A 22,044-nucleotide genomic window follows, 5' to 3' on the forward strand; every position below is an offset into this window, starting at 1 on the left:
TCGATTCAGGACGGTTCATGTGCGGATCGCACAGGATCGGGCAGCACGCGGGCGGCGACCGCGAGCAGGGCCCGGACCGCCTCCGTCATCCGGCCCTCGTCCCACAGCAGCGCGCTGCGCAGCTCCGGGGCGGGGGCCGCGAGGGGGATCCAGACCGCGCCCGACGGCATGATCGGCCGCACGCACGTCGGCGCCAGCGAGACCCCGAGACCGGCCGCGACCAGCGACAAAACCACGTACGGATCCTTCACCTGCTGGGCGATCCGCGGCCGGAAGCCCGCCGCCTGGCAGGCCGTGAGCAGGACCGCCCGCAGCGCGGACTGGCCCGGCATCAGCACCCAGTCCTCGCCCGCGAGCTCGGGCAGGGCGATCTCGCCGCGGTCGGCGAACCGGTGATCCGGCGACACGACGGCGCCGAGCCGCTCGATGCTGATCGTGCGGGTGGACGGGGTGCCGGGCACCGGGAGCCCGACGAAGGACACGTCCAGCGCGCCGCGCTCGACCATCCCCAGCGCGTCCTCGGTGGTGACCCGGTCCACCAGCTCCAGCTCGACGTGCGGGTGCCGGGTCCGCAGCGCGCGGGTCAGCGGCGGGAGCGTGAGGTGGTTGAGCGCCCCGGACAGGCCGAGCCGGACCCGGCCGTAGACCTCCCCGGGACCGGCGCGCGTGGCGCGGAGCGCGAGGTCCAGGTCCTCGACGATCCGGCGGGCGTGCGGCACCAGCGCGTGCCCCGCCGAGGTCAGCGTGACGGCCCGGGTGGTGCGGTCGAACAGCGGCGCGCCCACCTGGCGTTCGAGCTTCTTGATGGTCTGGCTCAGCGGGGACTGGGCCATGTGGAGGCGCTCCGCCGCGCGCCCGAAGTGCAGCTCCTCGGCCACGGCGAGGAACGCCTCCACCCAGCGGACGTCCATCAGCTCTGCGCGGCGTGCCTTGCCGCGAGGTAGCCGAAGGTCAGGCCCGCGCCGACCTGGCAGCCCGCACCGGGGTACTCCGACGCCATGATCGAGTTCGCGTCGTTGCCCACGGCGTAGAGGCCCGGGACCGGTCGGTCGCGGTCGTCGAGCACCCGGGCGTCGACGTCCGTGCGCAGACCCAGCGCGCTGGCCAGCGGCGTCGGGACCACGGCGATCGCGTAGAACGGCGCCGTCTCGACGGGCCCGAGGTTGGGGTTCGGACCGTGGGCCGGATCGCCCGCCGCCAGGCCGAACCGGCTCTGCCCCTTGCCGAACTCCTCGTCGATCCCGGTGCGCGCGAAGCGGTTGGCGTCCGCGACGGTGCGCTCCAGGCCGTCAGGGTCCACGCCGATCTCGGCCGCCAGCGCGCGCAGGGTGGCACCGGTGCGCAGGTAGCCGCTCCTCAGGAAGGGCCGCAGGCGCAGCGCGGGCAGGTGCGGGTGCACCATCCCGAGCCCGTAGCGCGCCAGTGTCCGGGAGTCGACGACGAGCCAGGCCGGGACCGTCGGGACGTCCTTGTGCGAGTCGTACATCGCCCGGGTGAAGCGGTGGTAGGACACCGACTCGTCGACGAACCGACGCCCGGCGGAGTTGACCGCGAGGATGCCCGGCTTCGCCCGGTCCCAGATGTGCGGGAACACCGCCGTCGACCCGTCCCGGCGGCGCCCGATCGAGCTGGGGAACCACAGGGCGTTATCGTCCCGGGGCTCGCCGAGGGCGCCGCCCACCGCCTCCGCGAGCGCGATCGAGTCACCGGTCGCGCCCTCGCCGACCCGGGTGAACTGCGGCGTCGGGCTCGGCATGTGGCGCTCGCGCAGCTCGGGGCTGGCCCCGAACCCGCCCGCCGCGAGGACCACGCCCTTGCGCGCCCGGACCCGGACCGTCTCGCCCCGCCGGGAGACCACCGCTCCCACGACCCGGCCGTCCTCCCGCACCAGCTCGAGGCTCCGGGCGGTGAACCAGACCTCGCCGCCGCGCCGCTCCAGCTGGTGGTACAGGTTCGCGACCAGCGCGTTCCCCATCGCCAGCCGGGTGCCGCGCGGGTAGCCGCGGAGCAGGTCGAGCACCCAGCGCACGCCGAGCCGCAGCGCGGTGGCCAGGCCCCGCGGCGACCCGCTGAAGAGCGTGAGCAACTCGTTGACCTCGGGCCGCCGGACCATCAGCGTGCCGCGGAACAACGCGAACTCCGGCACCGGGCGGCGGACCCGGCCGAAGCGGCCCCGGCCGAGCACCCGGCCGTCGAAGGTCTTCGGTTCCAGCGCCCGCCCGAGCCCGTAACCGCTCACCTCGGGGTGGTAGTCCACGACGGCCTTGCTGTGCCAGAAGTCGACCCCGAGCTCCCGCAGCCGGGCGAGCATGGCGGGGCCGTGGTCGAGGTAGGCCTCGCGCAGCGCGCGCGGCGCCCGGTCGCCGACCAGGGTGTCCAGGTAGCGGCTCGCCTCGGCGCGGTCGTGCGCCGGATCCGCCTGCATCGGGTGGCCGGGCACCCAGCAGGTGCCCGCGGAGTACGCGGTGGTGCCGCCGAGCCACTCGGTCTTCTCGAGCACCAGCGTGCGCAGCCCCTCCCCCGCCCCGACGACGGCGGCGCCGAGCCCGCCGGCGCCGGACCCGAGGACCAGCAGGTCGACGTCGTGGTCCCAGTGGTCGGACACGTGCTCAGACATCGGTGAGTTCTCCCAGGTGGCGGCGCATCCGAGCGAGGTCGGGGGTGGCGCCGGTGAGCAGGGCGAGGGTGTCCGCGGCCTGCGCGACGAGCATCGCGCCGCCGTCGAGGACGCGGTGGCCACGGGCGCGGGCCACCGCGAGCAGCTCCGTCTCCAGCGGACGGTAGACGCACTCGGCGACCCATTGCCCCGGCCGGAGCAGCGCGGGATCGAACGGGAGGCCGGGATGGCCGGTCATCCCGATCGGGGTGGCGTTCACGATCCCGTCGAGATCGCCCTCCCCGCCGACGCCGATCTCGGCGGCCGGGAACGCGGCCCGCAGCCGGCCCGCGAGCGCGCTGGCGCGCGCCGGATCGGCGTCGACGATCCGCACCGCCGCGCCGACCCCGACCAGCGCGTACGCCACCGCCGATCCGGCTCCCCCGGCGCCGATCACGGCGACCCGGCCGAGTGCCGCGTCCGGCAGCCCGTGCCGCAACCCCGCCAGGAACCCGCTGTGGTCGGTGTTGTGCCCGGTCAGGACCCCGTCCCGCACGACGACGGTGTTGACCGCGCCGAGGGCGGCGGCCGCGGGCGACAGCGCGTCGAGCTGGGCCAGCACGGCCTGCTTCACGGGGTGGGTCACGTTGAACCCCGTGATCCCGTCCGCCACTGCGGCGCGCAGGGTGAGGTCGGGCTCGACGTCCAGGTCGCGCACCGAGTACGTGTAGTCCAGGCCCAGGGCGGCGGCTTCGCGCTCGTGCAGCGCGGGCGAGAGCGAACCGCCGATCCCGGCGCCGACCAGCGCGACCCGGTGCGCCGTCAGGAAGGTGGTCACGCGACCAGCTCCCGGACGGCGTCGAGGTTGCGCCGGGCGAGATCGAGGTCGGCCAGGCCCAGGTGCGGCACCTCGACGCTCAGCGGGGTCCCCGCAGGCGCCGCGGCCACCAGCTCGGCCAGCGGGAGCTCCCCGGAACCGATGATCCCGCGCTGCACCCGCGCCTCGACCTGCAGCACCGATCCGTCCGCCTTCATGCCGAGCGGCAGCTCGGCGGGCAGGTCGAGGTGGGTCGGCGCCTCCAGGGGGCCGTCGCAGAGCTGCAGGCAGGGGACGAGCGCGGGGTCCAGGGCGCGGACGTCCTCCAGCGAGCTGCCGCCACGTCGGAGGTGGAGGGCGTCGAGCAGGACCGCGGCGCCCGCCGCCGCGGCCAGCTCGCCTGCTTCCAGGACGGTGCTCACCGGCTGGTAGCTGATGGGCTCGAGGGTGGGCAGGATGCCGACCGCGCGGGCGTCCGCGGTCAGGGCGGCGAGGGTGTCCGTCAGCCGCGAGCGGTCCGGGTCCACCCCGACGACGCTGAGCGTGCGGGCGCCGAGCGCGGCGCCCGCGTCCAGCGCGGGCTTCCAGTCCGCGGGCCCGGTCTCCGGGCCGAGGGTCAGGAACTCGACGTCTCGCACCTCGAGACCGGTGTCGGCGAGTCGCCGCAGCGTCTCCTTCGACATCGGCGAGCCCGGCTCCATGGGGTACTGGTGCTCGCCCGCGGTCACGGCCTTCACCCGGACGCCGACGAAGTCGTAGCCCGCCGCGGCGGCGGTCGCGACGAGCTCGGGCGGGCTGAGCCGCAGGAGCGTGAGGTGTGCGATCCCGATCGGGGTCATGCGGGGATCTCCTCCCTGGTGGTGGGGACCGGTTCGGGGTGGCCGGACGCGGCCGAGCGGTAGAGCGCGGTGAGGATCGCCAGCGACTTCGCCGCCTCGCGGCCGGTCACGGCGGGTGCACGCCCCTCCCGGACAGCGGCGACGAAATCGGCGATCTGCAGGGCGTGGAACGGGGCGAGCGACCCGTTGATCGCGGCCAGGTCGAGGTCCGGGACGAGCCCGCCGCCGAACGGGGACGAGACGGCGGCGGCGCCGGGCACGGCCCACACGTCGAGCCGCGCCTCGCTCCCCTCCGGATACTCCGCGAGCCCGACCGTGGCCCCGGTCGAGCCGCTGACCTGGACCCGCGTCCCGAGACCCGGGGTCACCGCCGTCGACGCGGCGAGCGTGGCCAGGCCGCCGCCCGCGAACCGGATCGTCGCGACGGCGGTGTCCTCGACCTCGACGGGGTGCGTCACGGTGGTGTGCGCGGCCGAGACCTCGACGGCCTCGCCCGCGCCGTTCATGAACCACTGCAGCAGGTCGATGTTGTGCACGGCCTGGGTCATCAGGACCCCGCCGCCGTCGGTCGCCCAGGTGCCGCGCCAGGCCGCGGCCGTGTAGTACTCCGGCTCGCGGTGCAGCAGCACCGAGGCGTGCGCGAGGACCGGGCGGCCGAGCGCCCCGTCGTCGAGCGCGGCCCGGATGCGGCGCGCGGCGGGCCAGAACCGGCGTTGGAACAGCACGCCCAGCTGCACGCCCGCCGCCTCCGCGGCGGCGATCATGCGGCCCGCCGCGCCGAGGTCGACGGCGATCGGCTTCTCGCACAGCACGTGCACCCCGTGTGCCGCGGCCCGGACGACGACGGCCTCGTGGGTGGGGTGCGGCGTGCACACGCTCACCAGGTCGAGCCCCAGCCCGAACAGCTCCTGCGGGTCGACGGCCCGGGTACCGAACCGCGCGGCGAGGGCGGCGGCACGAGCCGGGTCGACGTCCGTGACGGCGACCAGCTCGACATCCGCGAGCTCGCGGTAGGCGGCGGCGTGATTGCCGGCCACGTTGCCGCAGCCGATCACTGCGGCCCGCATCATGAGGCGACGCGTGCCGGGACGGGCGCGCTGGACCGCGGCCTGCCGAGCTCGGCCGTGGGGACCTCGAAGGTCTCCGGCCCGGTCAGCGCCGCGATCGCCGAGGCGGCCACGAAGCCCACGCACAACCAGGCCACCGGGAGCCAGTTCGCCTGGTCGCCCGCCGTCAGCGCGGTGGCCCAGAGCGGGGTGAACCCGGCCGCCAGCAGGCCGACCATCAGGCCGATCGCCATGCCTGAGTAGCGGACCCGGGCCGGGAACTGCTCCGGGAAGTAGGCCGGGTAGATGCCGTTCGGCGCGGCGTAGCAGAGGCCGATCAGCAGCACGGCGCTCAGGTAGATCCACGGGACGTTCTGGGTGCCGATGGCGTGGAAGAACACGAAGACCATCGCCCCCACACCGACCAGCCCGGTCACGAACACGGGCTTGCGGCCGACCCGGTCGGCGAGGATGCCGTAGAAGGGCTGGGTCAGCACGGCGACCGCGTTGGCCACCGAGATCACCGCGAGCATCGTCGGCCGCGAGATCCCCTCGACCTGGGTGGCGTAGGCGAGGGCGAAGACGTTGACGATGGTGTTGACCATGGCGAAGCTGGCGCAGACGGCGATCCGGAGCACGGTGAGCCAGTGGTCGCGGAACAGCTCGACGATCGGGGCCTTGGCCGTCTCCGCGGTCTCCTGCAGCTCGTGGAAGACCTCGGGCTCCTGCAGCGAGCGGCGCAGGAAGTAGGCGACCCCGGTCACCGCGATGGACAGCCAGAACGGGATCCGCCAGCCCCACGACAGCAGCTGGTCCTCGGGCAGGGCCGCGACCGGGATGAACACGAGGCTCGACACCACGATGCCGAACATGATGCCGCTCATGGTGAAGCTGGCGAAGAACGCGCGCCTGCGGTCGGGGGCGTGCTCCATGGACAGCGAGCTGGCTCCGGGCGACTCACCTCCCGCCGACAGGCCCTGGAGCAGGCGCAACAGCACGAGGATGATCGGCGCGGCCACGCCGATCGACTGGTAGGAGGGCAGGCAGCCGATCAGGAAGGTCGAGAGGCCCATCAGCAGCAGGGTGGCCATCAGCGCGTTGCGCCTGCCGAACCGGTCGCCGAAGTGGCCGAACAGGATCGCGCCGAGGGGACGGGCGACGTAGGCCACGCCGAGTGTGGCGATGGACAGCAGCGCCCCGGTGGCGCCTGCGTCGGGGAAGAAGACCTTCCCGAACACGAGCGCCGCGGCGGAGCCGTAGATGAAGAAGTCGTAGTACTCGAGGGTGCTGCCCAGGAAGCCGGAGACCGCGGCCTTCCTCGGGTTGTTGCGGGTCGGGGCCGATGCCGTACTGGACATGGCGTTCCTTTCGAACCGGCGACGTCGACGGGGGCGCCTGACGAGGAGCCCTGCGGAGATGACGACGAGGGTTGCACCGGAAACCAAGTCCGTCCAACACTCAGTTTCACAGACTCCATGCTTCCAGCGCACACAATCAGTCCGCGGGCGTCGGGAGGACCTCCTCCGCGATCTCCAGGACCGCCTTCAGCACCGGGGAGGGGTTGTCCGGCAGCCAGGCCAGCGCGTGCCGCATGTAGGTGGGCTCGCCACGGAGCGGGACGAACACCGACGACGCGGGCATGATGTGCTGCACCCCCTGGGCCATCAGCGCCACGCCGACGCCCGCCGACACCAGCGTCAGGATCATGTACGGGTCGGTGATCTCCTGGACGATCCGCGGCCGGAAGCCGGCGTTCGCGCAGGCCTGAGCCGTGAGCTGCGCCAGCGAGGACCCGACGTCCAGGGGCAGGGTGATGAACCCGTCCTCGGCGAGGTCGCCGAGGTCCACCTCGGTCTCGCCCGCGAGCGGATGGTCGATCGGCAGCGCCACGCCGAGCCGCTCCTTCCCGATCAACCGCGTGCACACCGGCGAGGGCTCGAGGGGCAGACCCACGAACACGATGTCCAGGGCGCCGCGTTCGACCTGCTCCACGCCGTCCCGGGTCATGACGCGCCCGGTCAGCGAGAGCGTGACGTCCGGGTAGCGCTGGCGGACCGCCCTGGTCAGCGGCGGGAGCGTGAGGTGGTTGAGCGCGCCGGAGAAGCCGATCGAGACGGTGCCGTAGACGACCCCGTCGGTCGCTCGGCTGGCCTGCCTGCCCAGCTCCAGCTCCTCGAACACGCGCCGGGCGTGGGGCAGCAGCGCGTGCCCGGCGGGAGTGAGCGACACGCTGCGGGTGCTCCGGTCGAACAGGCTGGTCCCGAGCTCGCGCTCCAGCCTGCGGATGGTCTGACTGAGCGGGGACTGCGCGAGGTTCAACCGCGCCGCCGCACGCCCGAAGTGCAGCTCCTCGGCGACCGCGATGAACGCCTCCAGCCAACGGATCTCCACGACGACTCCTCCCTTGCGCAGGACGGAATCCCACATATAGTCGGCTGCCGACACAGTAAGTGTGAGATTCAGCATCGAATCCTACACAGTCTCAGACCGTTTCACACAGAGGGGACCAACGCCGTGACCCGGTACGACGTCGTCGTGGTCGGCTCGGGAGCCGGTGGGCTCGCCGCGGCCGTCGCCGCGGCCCATGGGGGACAACGCGTCCTCGTCCTGGAGCGGGACACCGTCTGCGGCGGTGCGACCGCGTGGTCCGGCGGCTGGATGTGGGCGCCGGGCAACCCGCTCGCCCGCGCCGACGGCGTCGACGAGGACCCCGCCCAGTTCCGCAGCTACCTGCACGCCGCGCTCGGCAAGGACTACGACGCCGAACGCGTCGACGCGTTCCTGGACGCCGCACCCGAGATGGTCCGGTTCTTCCACACCGAGACCGCCCTGCGGTTCGTGCCGGGCGCGCGGATCTGCGACGTCTACGGCGACCTGCCCGGCGCGGGCACCGGCCATCGGTCCGTCGCACCGCAGCCCGTGGACCTGCGAGAGCTCGGTCCGGAGGTCGCGCGGCTGCTGCGCCACCAGCTCTACGAGACCTCGTTCCTCGGCATGGGGATCATGGCGGGCGACGACCTCGGGCTCTTCCTGTCCGCCTCCCGGGGCGACCCGCGCGGGCTGCTGCACGCGACCCGCCGGGTCGGGCGGCACCTGCTCGACCTGGTGCGGTTCCGGCGCGGGATGCAGCTGGTCAACGGCACCGCGCTCGTCGGACGGCTGCTGCGCGCTGCGCTCGACGCCGGCGTCGAGATCCAGACGTCCTCCCCCGTACTGGAGCTCGTTCGCGAGGGCGACCGGGTCACCGGTGTGGTCGCGTCCACACCGGACGGACCCCGGACGATCGCCGCGGGCCGCGCGGTGGTGCTCGCCACCGGCGGGTTCCCGCAGGACGTGCAGCGGCGCCGGGCGGTCTTCCCCCGCGGGGAGGAGCACCACACGCTCGCGCCCCCCACCGCGGACGGCGCGGGGATCACGCTCGGCGAGTCCGTGGGCGGCCGGTTGCGCACCGACCTGGCCTCGCCCGCCGCCTGGTGCCCCGTCTCGCTGGTGCCGTTCCGGGTCGGCCGCCGCACGGGCGTGTTCCCGCACATCATGGACCGGGCGAAACCGGGCAGCATCGGGGTGCTGCGCACCGGGCGCCGGTTCGTCAACGAGGCGAACGGCTACCACGACTACGTCACCGCGATGCTCGCCGCGACGCCTGCGGACGAGCCGGTGCAGTCCTGGCAGATCGCCGACGCGCGGTTCGTGCGCCGGTACCCGCTCGGCATGGCCAAGCCGCTGCCCGTGCCGCTGACCCCGTACCTGCGCAGCGGGTACCTCACCCGCGGCCGCACGCTGGAGGAGCTGGCGCGAAGGTGCGGCATCGACGAGGCCGGGCTGGTGTCGACGGTCGCCGAGTTCAACCGCGCCGCCCGCCGCGGCGAGGATCCCGAGTTCGGTCGCGGCTCGACCCCGTTCAACCGCTACGGCGGCGCGCTCGCCCCCCTGGAGAAGGGCCCCTTCTACGCGGTCCGGGTGGTGCCGGGCAGCTTCGGGTCGTTCGCCGGGCTCGCCACCGACGCCCGCGCCCGCGTCCTCGACGCCGCGGACGCCCCGATCCCCGGCCTCTACGCCGTGGGGTGCGACCAGGCCAGCGTGATGGGCGGGCACTACCCCGCCGGGGGGATCAACATCGGGCCCGCGATGACCTTCGGGTTCATCGCCGCCCACGACATCGGAGGTCGGTCGTGAGAATGGACCAGGTCGGCGTGGTCGTGCGGAGCCTCGACGCGGCCGCCGACGGGATGCGCGCGGTGTTCGGGCTCGAGCCGCACACGCGCGTGGAGAACACCTACCGCCGCACCGAGTACCGCGGTACCGAGATCGACGCGACGGTCGGCGTGCTGCTCTACGACCTCGGCGGCGTCGAGCTCGAGTTCCTCGCCCCGCGCACCGAGGGGAACGTCTGGGCGGACCACCTGGCGGAGAAGGGCGAGGGCATGCACCACCTCCGATTCGCCGTGGACTCGCACGCCACGACCGCCGCGGACCTGCGCGAACGCGGTGTGGAGACCTACCAGCAGGGCGAGTCGATGCGCGGCGGAGGCGTCCGCTACGCCTACTACGACACCGTGTCGCAGCTCGGTTTCCTGATCGAGACGCTCAACCCCGGAGGCACGCCGTGAGGTATCCCGAGGGCGTGCTCGCGCTGGTCACCGGTGGGGCGAGCGGCATCGGCGCCGCCACCGCGGCGCGACTGCGGGAGGCGGGGGTCCGGGTCGTCACCGCGGACCTCGCCCCCGGCGCGGACGAGAAGCTCGACGTGACCGACCCCGATGCCGTCGCCGCGATGGTCGCCGGCATCGGGCCGGTCGGGATCCTGGTCAACAGTGCCGGGATCGTCGGCCCGTCCGGGCCGCTGGTCGATCTCGACCTGGACGCGTGGCGGACCACGTTCCGGGTCAACGTCGAGGGCACGTTCCTGCTCTGCCGCGCCGTCGCTCCGCAGATGGTGGCGGCGGGCTGGGGCCGGATCGTGACGCTGGCCAGCATCGCCGCCAAGGACGGCAACCCCGGCCAGAGCGCCTACTCGGCGTCGAAGGCCGCGGTGATCGGGCTGACCAAGTCCCTCGGCAAGGAGCTGGCGCGGACCGGCGTGCTGGTCAACGCGGTCGCCCCCGCCGCCGTCTCGACGCCGATGAACGCCCACACCGACCCGGCCGTCCTCGCCCGCTCCCAGTCCCTGACCCCCATGGGTCGGTTCGGCACGGCCGCGGAGATCGCCGAGCTGATCGCCTGGTTGTGCTCCGCGCAGGTCAGCTTCTCGACCGGCGCCGTCTACGACGCCAGCGGCGGCCGGGCGACGTATTGAGTCGGCGCCGCGGTTCCGCGGCGGGGCACCGGGGCGGCGCTCACGCCATGTCGACGTCGCGGGTCTCGGGGCCGAGCCAGGCGCCGACGCTGACGAGGAGGCCGCCGATCGCCATCAGGATCGCCGAGGCGTAGGTGGTGCCGAACAGCGCGCCGAGACCGACGAGGTAGTAGGCGTAGAAGGCCGGGACGACGAGGGCGAGGCTGTACCCGATGCCGTAGCCGGTGGAGCGCAGCGCGGCCGGGAAGCGCTCGGTCATGTAGGCGGCGATCGGGCCGAAGGTCAGGATGCCGACGACGAACGCGACGGTCAGCAGCAGGGTCGCGAGCCCGAAGCCGGGATCGGTCGCCCCGGCCAGCAGCGCGGTGGCCCCGCCACCCACCACGGCGACCAGCAGACCGACGCCGATGTAGAAGGGCCGCCGTCCGATGCGCTGGCTCAGCACCCCGGCGATCGGGTAGGTCACGGCGCTCACCGCGGAGGCGATGATCAGGGCGACGGTGAGCTGGGTCGGGGTGAGCCCGGCGACCTTCGAGGTGAGGCCCGGCAGGACCGATGCCGAGATGTTCAGCGCGATCCAGACCCCCGTCATCAGCACGAACACCTGGCCGAGGCTGCGGCGGTTGGCGCCGGTGAAGAGCTGCCGCAAGGGCGAGACCCGCTTGGCGGCGGGCTCGGCGTTCGCCCAGGCCTCGGACTCGGGGACCCGCCGGACGAAGTACACCAGGAACCCGGCCGCCAGCAGGGCGCCGATCACGAACGGGATCCGCCAGCCCCACACGGCGTAGGCCGAGTCCGGGGACCCGGCGGGGAAGATCTGCAGCAGGAGCAGGGTCATCGCCGAGATCAGGCACAGCGCGCCGGGCGAGGTCATGGTGATCAGGCCGCTGGCCAGACCCCGACGCCGCTTCGGCGTCCACTCCATCGCGAGCGGGATCGCCGCGGTGTACTCCCCGCCGAGGAACACGCCGTCGACCAGGCGCAGCAGGATCACCAGCGCGATCCCCCACAGCCCCACCGACGCGTATCCCGGCAGCAGCCCGATGAGCAGCGTCGTGACCGCGATGCCGGCGATCGCGATGATGGTCGCCTTGCGCCTGCCGGTCCGGTCCGCGATGACGCCGAAGATCGCCGCACCCACCGGGCGGCCGAGGAGGGTGGCGGTGAAGACGAACGCGGCGATGATCGCGGTCGTGCCCGCGTCGAGGCCCGGGGGCACGAAGTACCCCATCGCCGGGGCGAGCACGATCACCGGCAGGTAGATGTCGAACTGGTCCACGAAGTAGCCGACGATCCCGCCGGTCAGGGCACGTCTGCGGTTGGCCCGGTCGAGGGCGACGGGCTGGTCCTGGTCGGGACTGTGGGCGGTCTCGGTCATGGTCTCTCCGATGGGGACCGAGCGTTCCCGCGGGGCGGCAACGCTGCGCGCGATGGGGGTGGGTGGTACCGAGCCGACAGCGCGGAGCGGTCGGCGCCGGGGGTCAGAGCAGGGTCAGAGCAGGGCGGTGAAGTCCTGCGGGAAGTGGTGCTCGCCGCCGAGCTCCTTGCTGAGCTCGTAGGCGGCGCCCGCGAGATCCCGCCACGCCGCACCGGTGGTGTCGACGGGCAGGGTCCGTGCGGTGCCGATGACGGCCATGGAGGCGCAGATCCCCGACTCGTCGAAGACGGGGGCGCCGACCGCGGTGATGTCGGAGTCGAGCAGGTGGGTGCTGGCGAGCCCGGTGTCGCGGGCTCGGGCGACCCCCTCGGCGAGCCGGCGGCGCTCGGCCCCGGCGACGGAGGACACGAGCCGTTCGGCCCGCAGCTGATCCGCCATGAACGCGAGGAACACCTGGCACTGCGCGGAGTCGACCGGGAGCTGGTGGCCGATCCGCACCGTCACGACGACGGGGTTGCTGTTGTCCTCCTCCACCCGCGTGACGACGGGTCCGCTCGCGCCCCACAGGCTGAGCGCCGCCGACAGCCGGGTGCGGCGGGCCAGCGCCACGAGGTGCGGCGGGGCGAGATCGACGACCGCCCGGCGCCCGAGCGAGAAGGCGCCGAGCTGGACGAGCAGCCCGCCGGGGACGAAGGCCGAACCGTCCCGGCTACGCTCGAGCAGGCCCGCCGAGACCAGTGACCCGAAGTAGCGGTGGGTCGTGCTGCGGTTGAGACCCAGCTCGGTCGCGGCGTCCGCCACCGTGAGCAGTGGGCGGTCCGGTCGGAACAGCCCGAGGATCTGGCTGGCGCGGGTCACCGCCTGGATGTCGCCCTGCGAGGCGCCTGGCTCGGTCATCGTGGAACTTCACCATCCGAACGTCGTGTTCGCAATACGGTAGCCAAGTGCCCTGATTTCGACAAGACCCGCCCTTGTGCGCGGGCACACCCCCATGTCAGGCTCAGACGTGTTCGCAATGTGAATCTCATACGCACAATGCGAACACGATCCAGCAAAGGAGCTCTCATGGCCTACGGACCCGGCGACCCGCGCAGCGGGCTCGCCACCGCCCCGGCGCGCTCGGCGGAGCCGAACGCCCCCGCGCAGTACGTGGACTTCTCCGCCGAGGAGCCGGACGAGGTCAGCGCGCACGGCAGCCGCACCTGGTGGGTGCGCGGACAGAACTTCGCCCTCGCCTACACCCACGCCCGGGCGGGCGAGATCCTCGACCGAGCGGACCAGCCGGACGAGTACGTCGTGCTGTTCCCGCAGGACACGGCCGCCGCCAAGCTCACCGCCGGCACGCAGGAGACCGCGGTCGAGGGCGCAGCGATGGTCGTCGTCCCGGCGGGCGGGAGCCGGGTGGAGATCGGCGCGGACACCGCCGTCGTGCGGTTGTTCTCGGCGGCCTCCCCGGACCTGCTCGCCCGCTGCCGCAACCACGCCGCCTACGCCGAGCCGCATGCGAACGTCGCCCCCTTCGCCCCCTGGCCGGAGCCGGTGGACGGGCAGGCGCTGCGCGTGTACCCGGTGGCCGAGCATCCGTACGCACCGGGCCGCTTCGGGCGGCTGTTCCGCTGCAGCACCTTCATGGTCAACCTGTTCGACCCCGACCTCGGTCCCCGCGACCCCGCCAAGCTCTCCCCCCACCACCACGACGACTTCGAGCAGTGTTCGCTCGCGGTCGACGGGCGCTACGTCCACCACATCCGCAACCCCTGGACCCCGGACATGGCGGACTGGCGGGAGGACGAGCACGTCCACGTCGCCAGCCCGTCCGTGGCGATCATCCCGCCGCCGTCCGTGCACACCAGCCAGTCGGTGAGCCAGGTCCGCAACCAGCTGATCGACATCTTCTGCCCGCCACGCCACGACTTCTCGGCGAAGGACGGCTGGGTGATCAACGCCGCCGAGTACCCGGTGCCGTCGTGACCGTCTTCCGCACCCCCGGCCGCACCGCGATCGGGACCTGGGTCAAGCTCCCGACGAGCGACTCCGTCGAGCTGCTCGCCCGAGCCGGATTCGACTTCCTCGTCGTCGACATGGAGCACGCCCCGCTCGACGTGCTCACCGTCCACCAGCTGCTCGGCACCGCCCGCGGCTGCGGTGTCCCCGCCCTGGTCCGGGTCCCCGACCGCTCCCCGTCGACGATCTCCCGGGTCCTCGACTCCGGAGCGAGCGGGGTGCTCGTCCCGCACGTCGACACCGTGGCGGACGCCCGGTCCGTCGTCTCCGCAGGCCGATTCCCGCCGCACGGCTCCCGCGGCTACGGCCCGACCGTGCGCGCGGGCGCCTGGGGCGCGGACGTCCCGGGCTACCGCGCGGCCGGCGAGCAGGTGGCGGTGGTGCCCCAGCTCGAGAGCCGCGAGGCGGTGGCCGCGGCGCGCGAGATCGGCGCGGTCGAGGGGGTCGGTGCCCTGTTCGTCGGGCCCGCCGACCTCGCCGTCGCCACCGGGCTCGACGCCTCGTCGGCCGAGTTCGCCGCCCTGCTCGACGACGTGGCGAGCGCGGCGACGGAGCTCGAGCTGCCCCTCGGGACGGCGGTCGGCACGGCCGCCGCCGCCCGCGCCCTGCCCCGCCACCACGACTTCGTCCTCATCGGCAACGACGCGTCGCTGCTCGGCTCGGCCGCCCGCGCGGTCGTGGCCGACGCACGCTGACAGGAGATCACCATGAGCACCACCATCGCGATCGACCAGGTCCTCGACGGGCTCGTCGACATGCACTGCCACTCCGGGCCCTCCCCCATGCCGCGCGAGTTCGACCACGCGGGCGGCGCCCGGGACGGCTGGGACCGGCTGCACATGCGCGCCCTGGTGGCCAAGTGCCATCACCACAACACGCAGATGGACGTGCTGTCGCAGAAGGCCCTGCTGGCGGACATCCCGACCGAGGTGATCGGCGCGGTCGCCCTGAACTCGACCGTCGGCGGGCTCAACCTCGCCCAGGTGCAGCTCTGCCTCGGGCTCGGCGGTCGGGTCGTCTACCTGCCCACCGTGTCGTCCGGCAGGCACATCGACTGCCACGCCGAGAACCTCGGCTTCCCCACCCCGACCGTCAAGCTGACCGCCGAGCGCATCGAGGTCGTCCGGGACGGCGAGGTCGTGCCCGAGCTGCTGCCGATCTTCGACCTGATCGCGGAGCACGACGCCGTCCTCAACGGCGGGCACCTGCACCCCGAGGACATCACCGCCTGCTTCGCCGCCGCCCGCGAGCGCGGGGTCCGCCGGTTCGTGGTGTCCCACCCGGACTTCGTGATCGGCGCGGACCCGAAGCAGTGCCTGAGCTACATCGAGCAGGGCGCGCTGATCGAGCACGAGCTGCACATGTACGACCCCGCCGCGACCATGCGCTGGCCGATCGAACAGCTGCTGGAGTGGATCTCGGTGCTGGGGCCGGAGAACACGCTGATCGGCTCGGACCTGGGCCAGGCCGGGTTCCCGCGCCCCGTCGACGCGTTCCGCAGGGTCGGCGCGGCCCTGCTCGACCTGGGTCTGGCCGAGAAGGACCTGCGCCGGATCGTCCACGACAACCCCCGCGAGCTGCTGTCGCTCACCGACTGAGCGCCACCGCGGCACGGGCCGGCCGGCCTCAGGCGCGGTCGGCCCGGCCCAGCAGGGCGTCGGAGATGATGCGCCGCTGGATCTCGGAGGTCCCTTCGAAGATCGTGGTGAGCCGGGCGTCCCGCCAGTAGCGCTCGGCCGGGAAGTCGGTGGTGTAGCCGGCGCCGCCGTGGATCTGCAGGCCCTCGCTGGTCACCCGCTCGGCCATCTCGGAGGCCACGAGCTTGACCATCGAGGCCTGCGTCGGGCTGGGCTGCCCGGCGTCGACCGCGGTGCACACCTGGTACATCAGGGCCCGCGCGGCCTCGACCTGCGCCGCCATGTCCGCGATCTTGAACCGCAGCCCCTGGTTGACGCCGATCGGACGGCCGAACTGGACCCGCTCGCCGACGTAGGCGATCGAGTCCTCCAGCGCCCCGCGGGCCAGCCCGATCGCGCGGGCCGCGGTGTGGATGCGGGCGGTGTCCAGGTCGCCCATGGCGATCCGGAAGCCCTTGCCCGGTTCGCCGACGATCTCGCTCGCGTAGGCGCCGTCGAAGGCGAGCTCCCAGGTCTTCCAGCCGTGGTAGCCGATCTTGCGGACCGGGGTGCCGGTGACGCCCTCGGGCAGGGTGCCCCGCTGCTTCGGCATCAGGAAACAGGTCACCCCGCGGGAGCGGTGGGCCGGGTCCGCGGGCTCGGTCCGCGCGAAGACCTGCAGGTAGTCCGAGCCGTCGGCGAAGGTGCACCACATCTTCTGGCCGGTGATCCGCCAGCCCTCGCCGTCCGGGACGGCGCGACAGCTCAGGTTCGCGACGTCCGACCCCGCCTCGGCCTCGGACAGCGCGAACGCGCTGAGGAACTCGCCGCGCGCCATCGCGGGCAGGTAGCGGTCGCGCTGGTCGGCGTCGAACCCGGCGGTGAACTGCTGCCCGCGGGCGATCAGGCCGGCCACACTCATCCAGGCGCGGGCCAGCTCCTCGACGATGATCGCGTACTCGGACAGGCCCAGGCCGAGCCCGCCGTACTCCTCCGGGATGAGGATGCCGAAGAAGCCCAGCTCGGCCATCTTCTCCCGCAGGGCCATCGGGATCTCGCCGTGCCGGGGGTCGAGCTCGTTGGCGACGGGCAGGACCTCCTTCATCGCGAAGTCGCGGGCCATCGCCTGGATGGCCAGGCGGTCCTCGGTGAGGAACGGTTCGGTCATCTCTCCGTCTCCGTGGGTCGATCGCGCAGGTGGATGCCGAGCCCGGCCCGGCCGGGGGCGAGGTGGTCGCGCAGGACGAGCTCGTCGTCGTAGTCCCCGCCGTTCTGCCCGCGGAACGGGAGCGGGGTCGTGTGCGGGATGGCGAGCACCCGCTCGCACACCTCCTTCGCGGCCGTGGCGAACTCCTCGTCGGACACCCGGTTCGCGCCCGTGACGACGACGGGCGGCAGGACCTCGTAGCCCACGTAGAACAGGGTGCCGTGCTGCAGGGGGAAGAGCAGCTCGTCGAGGTGCCCGTGGACGCCGCGGGGTCCGAGGTCCGGCCCGCGCCCGCCGACGGTGGTCAGGACGAGGGCCCGCTTGCCGGCGAGCGTGTCGGCGGCCGCGACCTTGTCCTGCTCGACGCGCACGTCCGCGCTCAGCGCCCCGGCCGCGTACGCCTGCGCCGACACCGGCCCGACCCGGAACCGCTCGTCCGGGTCGTGGCCGTAGTCCGCCGCCGTGACCACCGGGTTCCAGGCCATGGCGTGCAGGTCGGAGACGACGACCTCGTGCCCGGCCTGCTCGAGCGCGGCGACGCCCGCGTCCTTCAGCGCACCGTTCAGCGAGCGGGGCTCGGGATGGGCGAGGACCCAGAGGACCCTCACGCGACGAGCTCGACGATCGCGGCGAGGCCCTGGCCGCCGCCCATGCACATCGTCTCCAGGCCGTAGCGGCTCCCGCGGCGGCGCATCTCGTACGCCAGGGTGGTGAGGATCCGGCAGCCGGTGGCGCCCGCGGGATGACCGAGGGAGATCCCCGAGCCGTTCACGTTGAGCCGCGGCTCGTCCGAGGGGAGGCCCCATTCCCGCAGGCAGGCGATGACCTGGGCCGCGAACGCCTCGTTGACCTCGATCAGGTCGATGTCCGCCCACCCCAGCTCGGCGCGCTGGAGCGCCGTGGCGACCGCGGGGACCGGGCCGATCCCCATCGTCCGCGGCGGCACCCCGGCCAGCGCGGAGGTCACGATGCGGAGGAACGGGGTGAGGCCCAGCTCGGCCGCCCGCGCGGCGGTGGTCACCACACAGACCGACGCGCCGTCGCTCTGCCCGCAGGCGTTGCCCGCGGTCACCGTGGCGTCCGGGTCCTCGTGGCGGCGGACCGGCCGCAGCCGCGCCAGGTCGTCCAGGGTGAGACCGGCGCGCGGGTGCTCGTCGAGGGTCACCACGGTCTCCGGCGTGCGGCGGGTCCCGGGCACCGTGACCGGCACGATCTCCTCGGCGAACCGGCCCTCCTTCGTCGCCGCGACGGCCTTCTCCTGCGACCGGAGCGCGAACTCGTCCTGCTCGGTGCGGCTGATCGCGTACTCGGCGCGCAGGTTCTCGGCGGTCTCGAGCATGCCGCCGGGGACCGGGAAGTTCACCCCGCCTGCGGTGGTGCGGCCCCGGGTGATCCGGTTGACCATCCGCAGCTCGTCGCCGCGGACGCCCTTCTGCAGGCCCAGCGCGTAGTACTCGGCCTGGCTCATCGCCTCGACGCCGCCTGCGACGACCAGGTCCGCCCAGCCCTGCCCGACGGTGAGCGCCGCCTGCAGGACGGCCTGCAGCCCGGAGCCGCAGCGGCGGTCGAGCTGCATGCCGGCCACGCCGACGCCGAGCCCCGCGTTCAGCGCGGCGACCCGGCCGATGGCGGGCGCCTCGCTCGTCGGGTAGCAGTAGCCGAGCACGACGTCGTCGACGTCGCCCTCCCCCAGCCCGGTCCGGGCGATCAGGCCCTGCAGGGCCTGGGTGGCCAGGTCCGCGGCGGTCAGGGTGGCGAACACCCCGCCGTCGACGCCGACCGGCGTGCGCACCGGGTCGCAGACGACCACGTCGGACGGGCTCACTTCGGGACCTCCGTGCTGTACAGGCGCGCCGCGAGCTCCCGCAGCGCGGCGGCCTTGATCTTGGAACCGTTGGTGCCGACGGTGGTCGGCATCTCCTCGACGAGGTGCACGGAGTCGGGCACCTTGAACTTCGCGAGGGCCTCGGCACACCAGGCCCGCAGCGCGGCCGGGTCCGGGGTGGTGCCGGGCACGGCCTCGACGAACGCGACGGCCTTGGTGTCCCCGTCCACCGTGACGCCGACGACCTTGCTCCGGGCCACGTCCGGGTGCTCGGCCAGGCGGATCTCGATCTCGGCGGGCTCCACGAGGAAGCCGCGCAGCCGGAACGAGTCGCCCATCCGGCCCGCGTAGTCGAACGCGCCGTCCGGGTGGACCGTGCCCAGGTCGCCGGAGCGGAACCAGCCGTCCTCGGTGAACGAGCGCGCGCGGATCGCGCCGTCGGTGTCACCGAGGTAGCCGTCGACCACGGCGTAGCCGCGGAACTGCAGCTCACCGGGCTCGCCCTCGGGCGGCGGCCCGCCCGTGACGGGGTCGACGGCGCGCACCTCGATGTCCGGGGACACGGGTCGACCACCCGCCCGCCAGCGCGCGGGCGCCGGGTCGTGCTCCTGCCAGAACGACAGCAGCGAGAACAGCTCGCTGGAGCCGAAGATCCCCATGGTCGGGGTGTCGGTCTCCTTCTCGGCCCACTCCGCGACCTGGAGGGACTTGCCGTAGAAGTCCCCGATGAGCAGGCGGCGCCACGCGGACAGGTCGCCGCCGTGGGCGCGGTGGCTCTCCATCAGCCGCCCGGCCACGTCGTCCGCGCCGGCCAGGTGCGTCACCCCGAACTCGCCCATGTGGGCCACGACCAGGTCGTCGTCGAACGTGGGCTCCAGCAGCACCGCCCCGCCGGCGGCGATCGCCGCGAGCGCCGGGACGTAGCCGAAGACCCCGGACAGCGGCAGCACGACCAGGCTGACCGACTCCGCGTCCCAGCCGCCCGCGGCGGCGACGTTCCGGGCGTGGGTGGCCACATTGCTGCCCAGGTGGGCGGCGAGCTTCGGCATCCCGGTCGAGCCGGAGGTCGTGAACGCCACGGCCGGGGCGTCCCGGGTGCCGCGCAGTGCCTGGGGGTCGGCCGCGCCCGACGGCGGGCTCGGCACCCAGGCCCCGGCGCCGACGTCGTAGGTCGCGGCGGCGGCCTCGTCCGCGGGTGGACGGCCGGGTCCGGTCACGACGGCGATGCCGGGCGCGGGCACGTCCGCCTCGGCGACCGCCTCGCGCAGCCGCGCGCGCAGGTCCAGGCCGAGGAAGTCGTGGGCGATCAGCACCACCCGCGGCCGGGCCCGGTCCAGGACGTGCGCGACGTCCGCCACGCCGTAGCGGGTGTTGATGCCGATGACGTGGGCGCCGAGCGCGGCCGCGGCGAACTGCGCCACCAGCGACTCGGACCAGTTCGGCAGCCACACGCCCACGCAGTCGCCCTCGCCCACGCCGTGGGCCCGCAGGTCCTCGCGCAACCCGAGGACGCGCGCGACCAGCTCCGCCCGGGTGACGCGGCGCGGCGCGGGCCCGCCGTCGATGACCACGGTGCTCTCCGGGGCGGCCGCGGCGGTGTCGGCCAGCAGGTCGGCCAGGGTGGTCGTGCGGCCGGTCATGCGGCCCCCCGGCTCTCGCGGGCGCCCAGCTCACCGAGCCAGCCGTGCAGGACGTCCGCGAAGCCCTCGACCTCCTCCATCGGGTAGTGCCCGATGCCCTCCAGCAGGGTGTAGCGGGAGTCCGGGATGAGATCGGCGGCGCGGCGGACGTCCGCGGGGTCGAGCCACAGGTCGTCGTCCCCGACGACGAGGTGGGTCGGACAGGCGACGCCGTCGAGCGTCGCCAGCACGTCGTGGGTGGCCCAGCCGATGAGGTCGCTGGTGGAGATCTCGGGGTCCTCGCGGCGGTGCATGCGCGCGATCAGCTCCGCCCGCTCGGCCGCCACCCGCCGCCCGACGACGGCGAGCGTGCCGAAGTAGGTCCGGTCCGAGCGGCTGGGCGCGGCCGAGTCGACCAGCTCCCGCTCCAGCCCGCGCACGCTCAGCATGGCGGAGTCGGTGCCGCCGTGCGCCGCCATCGCGACGGCGCCTGCCAGGCGCGCACCGCGGCGCACCGCCAGCTGCAGGGTGATCGCCCCGCCGATGGAGCATCCGACCACGAAGGGCCGGTCCATCCCGAGCCGGTCCATCAGCTCCTCGCACCACTGCGCGTAGACGCCCAGGTCCCGCACCGGGCCGCCGGCGGCGGGCTCCGAGCGGCCGTGCCCGGGCAGGTCCGGGACCACCACGCGGTAGCCCAGCTCGGCGAGCCGCGGCTGGACCTCCCGCCACTGCACACCGTTCTGGCCCGCGGTGTGCAGGCACAGCACCGGCTGTCCCTCGCCCTCCTCGAGCACGAAAGCGCGGGTCCCGCCCACCTCGACGTAGTCGGCCCTCATCGTGTCCCCTCCGTCCGGGCGAACGCCCGGGCCTCGTCGACCAGCGCGACGATCGCCGCGGTCAGCCGCAGGTACTCGTAGGCACTGCCCTCGACCTCGAACTCGTCCCGCAGGGTCCGCCGGGTGAAGTCGTTCCGCGGGCCGGTCAGCAGTCCGGCCCACACCACGTCCGGCGCGGAGAGCACGAACGTCGGCCCGTCCGGGGTCCGGGTCCCCGCCTCCAGCACCCGTCCACGGTAGACGCGCAGCAGCACCGGGTCACTGCCGAAGCGCAGGCCGATCGTGCCGTCCCAGGTGCTCGTCGCCCGGGTGAACGCGGCCGAGTCGCCGAGCCGAGTCGCCAGCGCCCGCACCCACTCCACCGACGGGAAGGCCCGGCCGAGCCGGGCGGCCCGGTCGTCCACGGCGTCCCGCGCCGTCACCAGCGCGGCGGTGCGGCCCACCTGCACGGTCTCGCCGTGCTGGTTGCGGACCACCACATGCCTGCCGACGACGCCGTTGCGCAGCGCCGACGTGCGACGGGTGCGGGTCACCGTCATCTCGTAGGTGACGGAGTCGCCCACGTGGATCGGGGCCACGAAGTCCCAGTGCGTGTCGAACGCGGCCTCGACGTGCACCGACAGGCCGCGGTCGTGGTGCCAGCCGAAGAAGCCGGCCAGGCCCAGCGGGCCGTGCACCACCGGGCGGGCGTCCGCGGACGGGCCGCCGTCGGTGTGCAACGCGGCCTGGTCCCCGCTGACCTCGGCGAACGCGGCCACCACGGCGGCGGAGAAGGTCCGCGCGGGACCGGTGTACACCCGCCCCACCTCGAAGTCCTCGAAATAGGGCGCCTCCGGCCGTGGTGCGGAGCCCGACGCCTCCCGGGGGGCCTCGGTGGTGCTGCTGACCATTGACCGTCCTCTCCGACGGGCTCGCCGGTGGCACCGGCCACACGAACGAACGTTCTTACGCATCTCACGGAA

General features: G+C 73.8%; 21 protein-coding genes. 6 read left to right on the forward strand and 15 right to left on the reverse strand.

The annotated features are described in order from the left end of the window. Positions 1-5 precede the first annotated feature (5 nt). From BLS43_RS16055 to BLS43_RS16085, 7 genes are all read right to left on the reverse strand, one after another. Positions 6-911 carry a LysR family transcriptional regulator gene (locus BLS43_RS16055; RefSeq protein ID WP_093085127.1) on the reverse strand — a complete coding sequence of 302 codons (906 nt, stop codon included), beginning with the start codon at positions 909-911 and terminating at the stop codon, positions 6-8. Next, positions 911-2,617 carry an FAD-binding protein gene (locus BLS43_RS16060; protein WP_093085130.1) on the reverse strand — a complete coding sequence of 569 codons (1,707 nt, stop codon included), beginning with the start codon at positions 2,615-2,617 and terminating at the stop codon, positions 911-913. Before BLS43_RS16060 ends, BLS43_RS16055 begins: the two co-directional genes overlap by 1 nt. Next, entirely contained in the window at positions 2,610-3,434 is an 825-nt protein-coding gene (locus BLS43_RS16065; protein WP_093085136.1) for a shikimate dehydrogenase, read from the reverse strand. The genes BLS43_RS16060 and BLS43_RS16065 overlap by 8 nt, the downstream gene beginning before the upstream one ends. After that, on the reverse strand, positions 3,431-4,252 hold the full coding sequence (locus BLS43_RS16070; RefSeq protein ID WP_093085139.1) for a hypothetical protein: 822 nt from the start codon (positions 4,250-4,252) through the stop codon (positions 3,431-3,433). Before BLS43_RS16070 ends, BLS43_RS16065 begins: the two co-directional genes overlap by 4 nt. Further along, positions 4,249-5,322 (reverse strand): Gfo/Idh/MocA family protein, encoded by a 1,074-nt coding sequence (locus BLS43_RS16075; protein WP_093085142.1) that lies wholly within the window; start codon positions 5,320-5,322, stop codon positions 4,249-4,251. Before BLS43_RS16075 ends, BLS43_RS16070 begins: the two co-directional genes overlap by 4 nt. Further along, a complete protein-coding gene (locus BLS43_RS16080; RefSeq protein ID WP_093085145.1) occupies positions 5,319-6,656 on the reverse strand; it encodes an MFS transporter in 1,338 nt (445 codons plus the stop codon). The genes BLS43_RS16075 and BLS43_RS16080 overlap by 4 nt, the downstream gene beginning before the upstream one ends. 136 nt (positions 6,657-6,792) lie before the next feature. Beyond that, the gene (locus tag BLS43_RS16085) at positions 6,793-7,689 is read right to left on the reverse strand and encodes a LysR family transcriptional regulator (protein WP_093085148.1); all 897 of its coding nucleotides are present in this window, start codon (positions 7,687-7,689) and stop codon (positions 6,793-6,795) included. 123 nt (positions 7,690-7,812) lie between these two features. Between BLS43_RS16085 and BLS43_RS16090 the strand changes: the two genes are divergently transcribed. The 3 genes from BLS43_RS16090 to BLS43_RS16100 are packed head-to-tail and all read left to right on the forward strand — an operon-like array spanning position 7,813 to position 10,594. Then, positions 7,813-9,474, forward strand: a complete 1,662-nt coding sequence (locus BLS43_RS16090) for an FAD-dependent oxidoreductase (RefSeq protein ID WP_218129856.1) — start codon at positions 7,813-7,815, stop codon at positions 9,472-9,474. Positions 9,475-9,476: 2 nt separating this feature from the next. Further along, on the forward strand, positions 9,477-9,908 hold the full coding sequence (locus BLS43_RS16095) for a VOC family protein (RefSeq protein WP_093085151.1): 432 nt from the start codon (positions 9,477-9,479) through the stop codon (positions 9,906-9,908). Continuing rightward, a complete protein-coding gene (locus BLS43_RS16100; RefSeq protein WP_093085154.1) occupies positions 9,905-10,594 on the forward strand; it encodes an SDR family NAD(P)-dependent oxidoreductase in 690 nt (229 codons plus the stop codon). The genes BLS43_RS16095 and BLS43_RS16100 overlap by 4 nt, the downstream gene beginning before the upstream one ends. Positions 10,595-10,634: 40 nt before the next feature. Here the strand turns inward: BLS43_RS16100 and BLS43_RS16105 are convergent, their stop codons facing one another. Both BLS43_RS16105 and BLS43_RS16110 read right to left on the reverse strand, forming a co-directional pair. Further along, entirely contained in the window at positions 10,635-11,972 is a 1,338-nt protein-coding gene (locus BLS43_RS16105; RefSeq protein WP_093085157.1) for an MFS transporter, read from the reverse strand. Between the two features lie 114 nt (positions 11,973-12,086). Further along, entirely contained in the window at positions 12,087-12,869 is a 783-nt protein-coding gene (locus BLS43_RS16110; protein ID WP_093085160.1) for an IclR family transcriptional regulator, read from the reverse strand. Positions 12,870-13,037: 168 nt separating this feature from the next. On the opposite strand from BLS43_RS16110, the gene BLS43_RS16115 reads away from it, so the two are divergent. From BLS43_RS16115 to BLS43_RS16125, 3 genes are read left to right on the forward strand one after another with little or no spacing between them, the layout of a single operon-like run. Further along, entirely contained in the window at positions 13,038-13,943 is a 906-nt protein-coding gene (locus BLS43_RS16115; protein WP_093085163.1) for a cupin domain-containing protein, read from the forward strand. Then, on the forward strand, positions 13,940-14,671 hold the full coding sequence (locus BLS43_RS16120) for an HpcH/HpaI aldolase family protein (protein ID WP_093085167.1): 732 nt from the start codon (positions 13,940-13,942) through the stop codon (positions 14,669-14,671). The genes BLS43_RS16115 and BLS43_RS16120 overlap by 4 nt, the downstream gene beginning before the upstream one ends. Before the next feature lie 12 nt (positions 14,672-14,683). Then, the gene (locus tag BLS43_RS16125) at positions 14,684-15,574 is read left to right on the forward strand and encodes a DUF6282 family protein (protein ID WP_093085170.1); all 891 of its coding nucleotides are present in this window, start codon (positions 14,684-14,686) and stop codon (positions 15,572-15,574) included. Positions 15,575-15,602: 28 nt separating this feature from the next. On the opposite strand, the gene BLS43_RS16130 is transcribed toward BLS43_RS16125, so the two are convergent. The 6 genes from BLS43_RS16130 to BLS43_RS16155 are packed head-to-tail and all read right to left on the reverse strand — an operon-like array spanning position 15,603 to position 21,972. Further along, positions 15,603-16,760: an acyl-CoA dehydrogenase family protein gene (locus BLS43_RS16130; protein WP_093085174.1), complete on the reverse strand. Its 1,158-nt coding sequence runs from the start codon at positions 16,758-16,760 to the stop codon at positions 15,603-15,605. After that, positions 16,757-17,407 carry an NAD(P)H-dependent oxidoreductase gene (locus BLS43_RS16135; protein WP_093085177.1) on the reverse strand — a complete coding sequence of 217 codons (651 nt, stop codon included), beginning with the start codon at positions 17,405-17,407 and terminating at the stop codon, positions 16,757-16,759. Before BLS43_RS16135 ends, BLS43_RS16130 begins: the two co-directional genes overlap by 4 nt. Then, positions 17,404-18,624 (reverse strand): acetyl-CoA C-acetyltransferase, encoded by a 1,221-nt coding sequence (locus BLS43_RS16140; RefSeq protein ID WP_093085180.1) that lies wholly within the window; start codon positions 18,622-18,624, stop codon positions 17,404-17,406. The genes BLS43_RS16135 and BLS43_RS16140 overlap by 4 nt, the downstream gene beginning before the upstream one ends. Continuing rightward, positions 18,621-20,264: an AMP-binding protein gene (locus tag BLS43_RS16145; RefSeq protein ID WP_093085183.1), complete on the reverse strand. Its 1,644-nt coding sequence runs from the start codon at positions 20,262-20,264 to the stop codon at positions 18,621-18,623. The genes BLS43_RS16140 and BLS43_RS16145 overlap by 4 nt, the downstream gene beginning before the upstream one ends. Next, positions 20,261-21,082, reverse strand: a complete 822-nt coding sequence (locus tag BLS43_RS16150) for an alpha/beta fold hydrolase (RefSeq protein ID WP_093085186.1) — start codon at positions 21,080-21,082, stop codon at positions 20,261-20,263. The genes BLS43_RS16145 and BLS43_RS16150 overlap by 4 nt, the downstream gene beginning before the upstream one ends. Continuing rightward, entirely contained in the window at positions 21,079-21,972 is an 894-nt protein-coding gene (locus BLS43_RS16155) for a hotdog family protein (RefSeq protein WP_176921353.1), read from the reverse strand. Before BLS43_RS16155 ends, BLS43_RS16150 begins: the two co-directional genes overlap by 4 nt. Between the last annotated feature and the right edge of the window lie 72 nt (positions 21,973-22,044).

It is taken from the genome of Pseudonocardia oroxyli, assembly GCF_900102195.1.
Lineage (GTDB): Bacteria > Actinomycetota > Actinomycetes > Mycobacteriales > Pseudonocardiaceae > Pseudonocardia > Pseudonocardia oroxyli.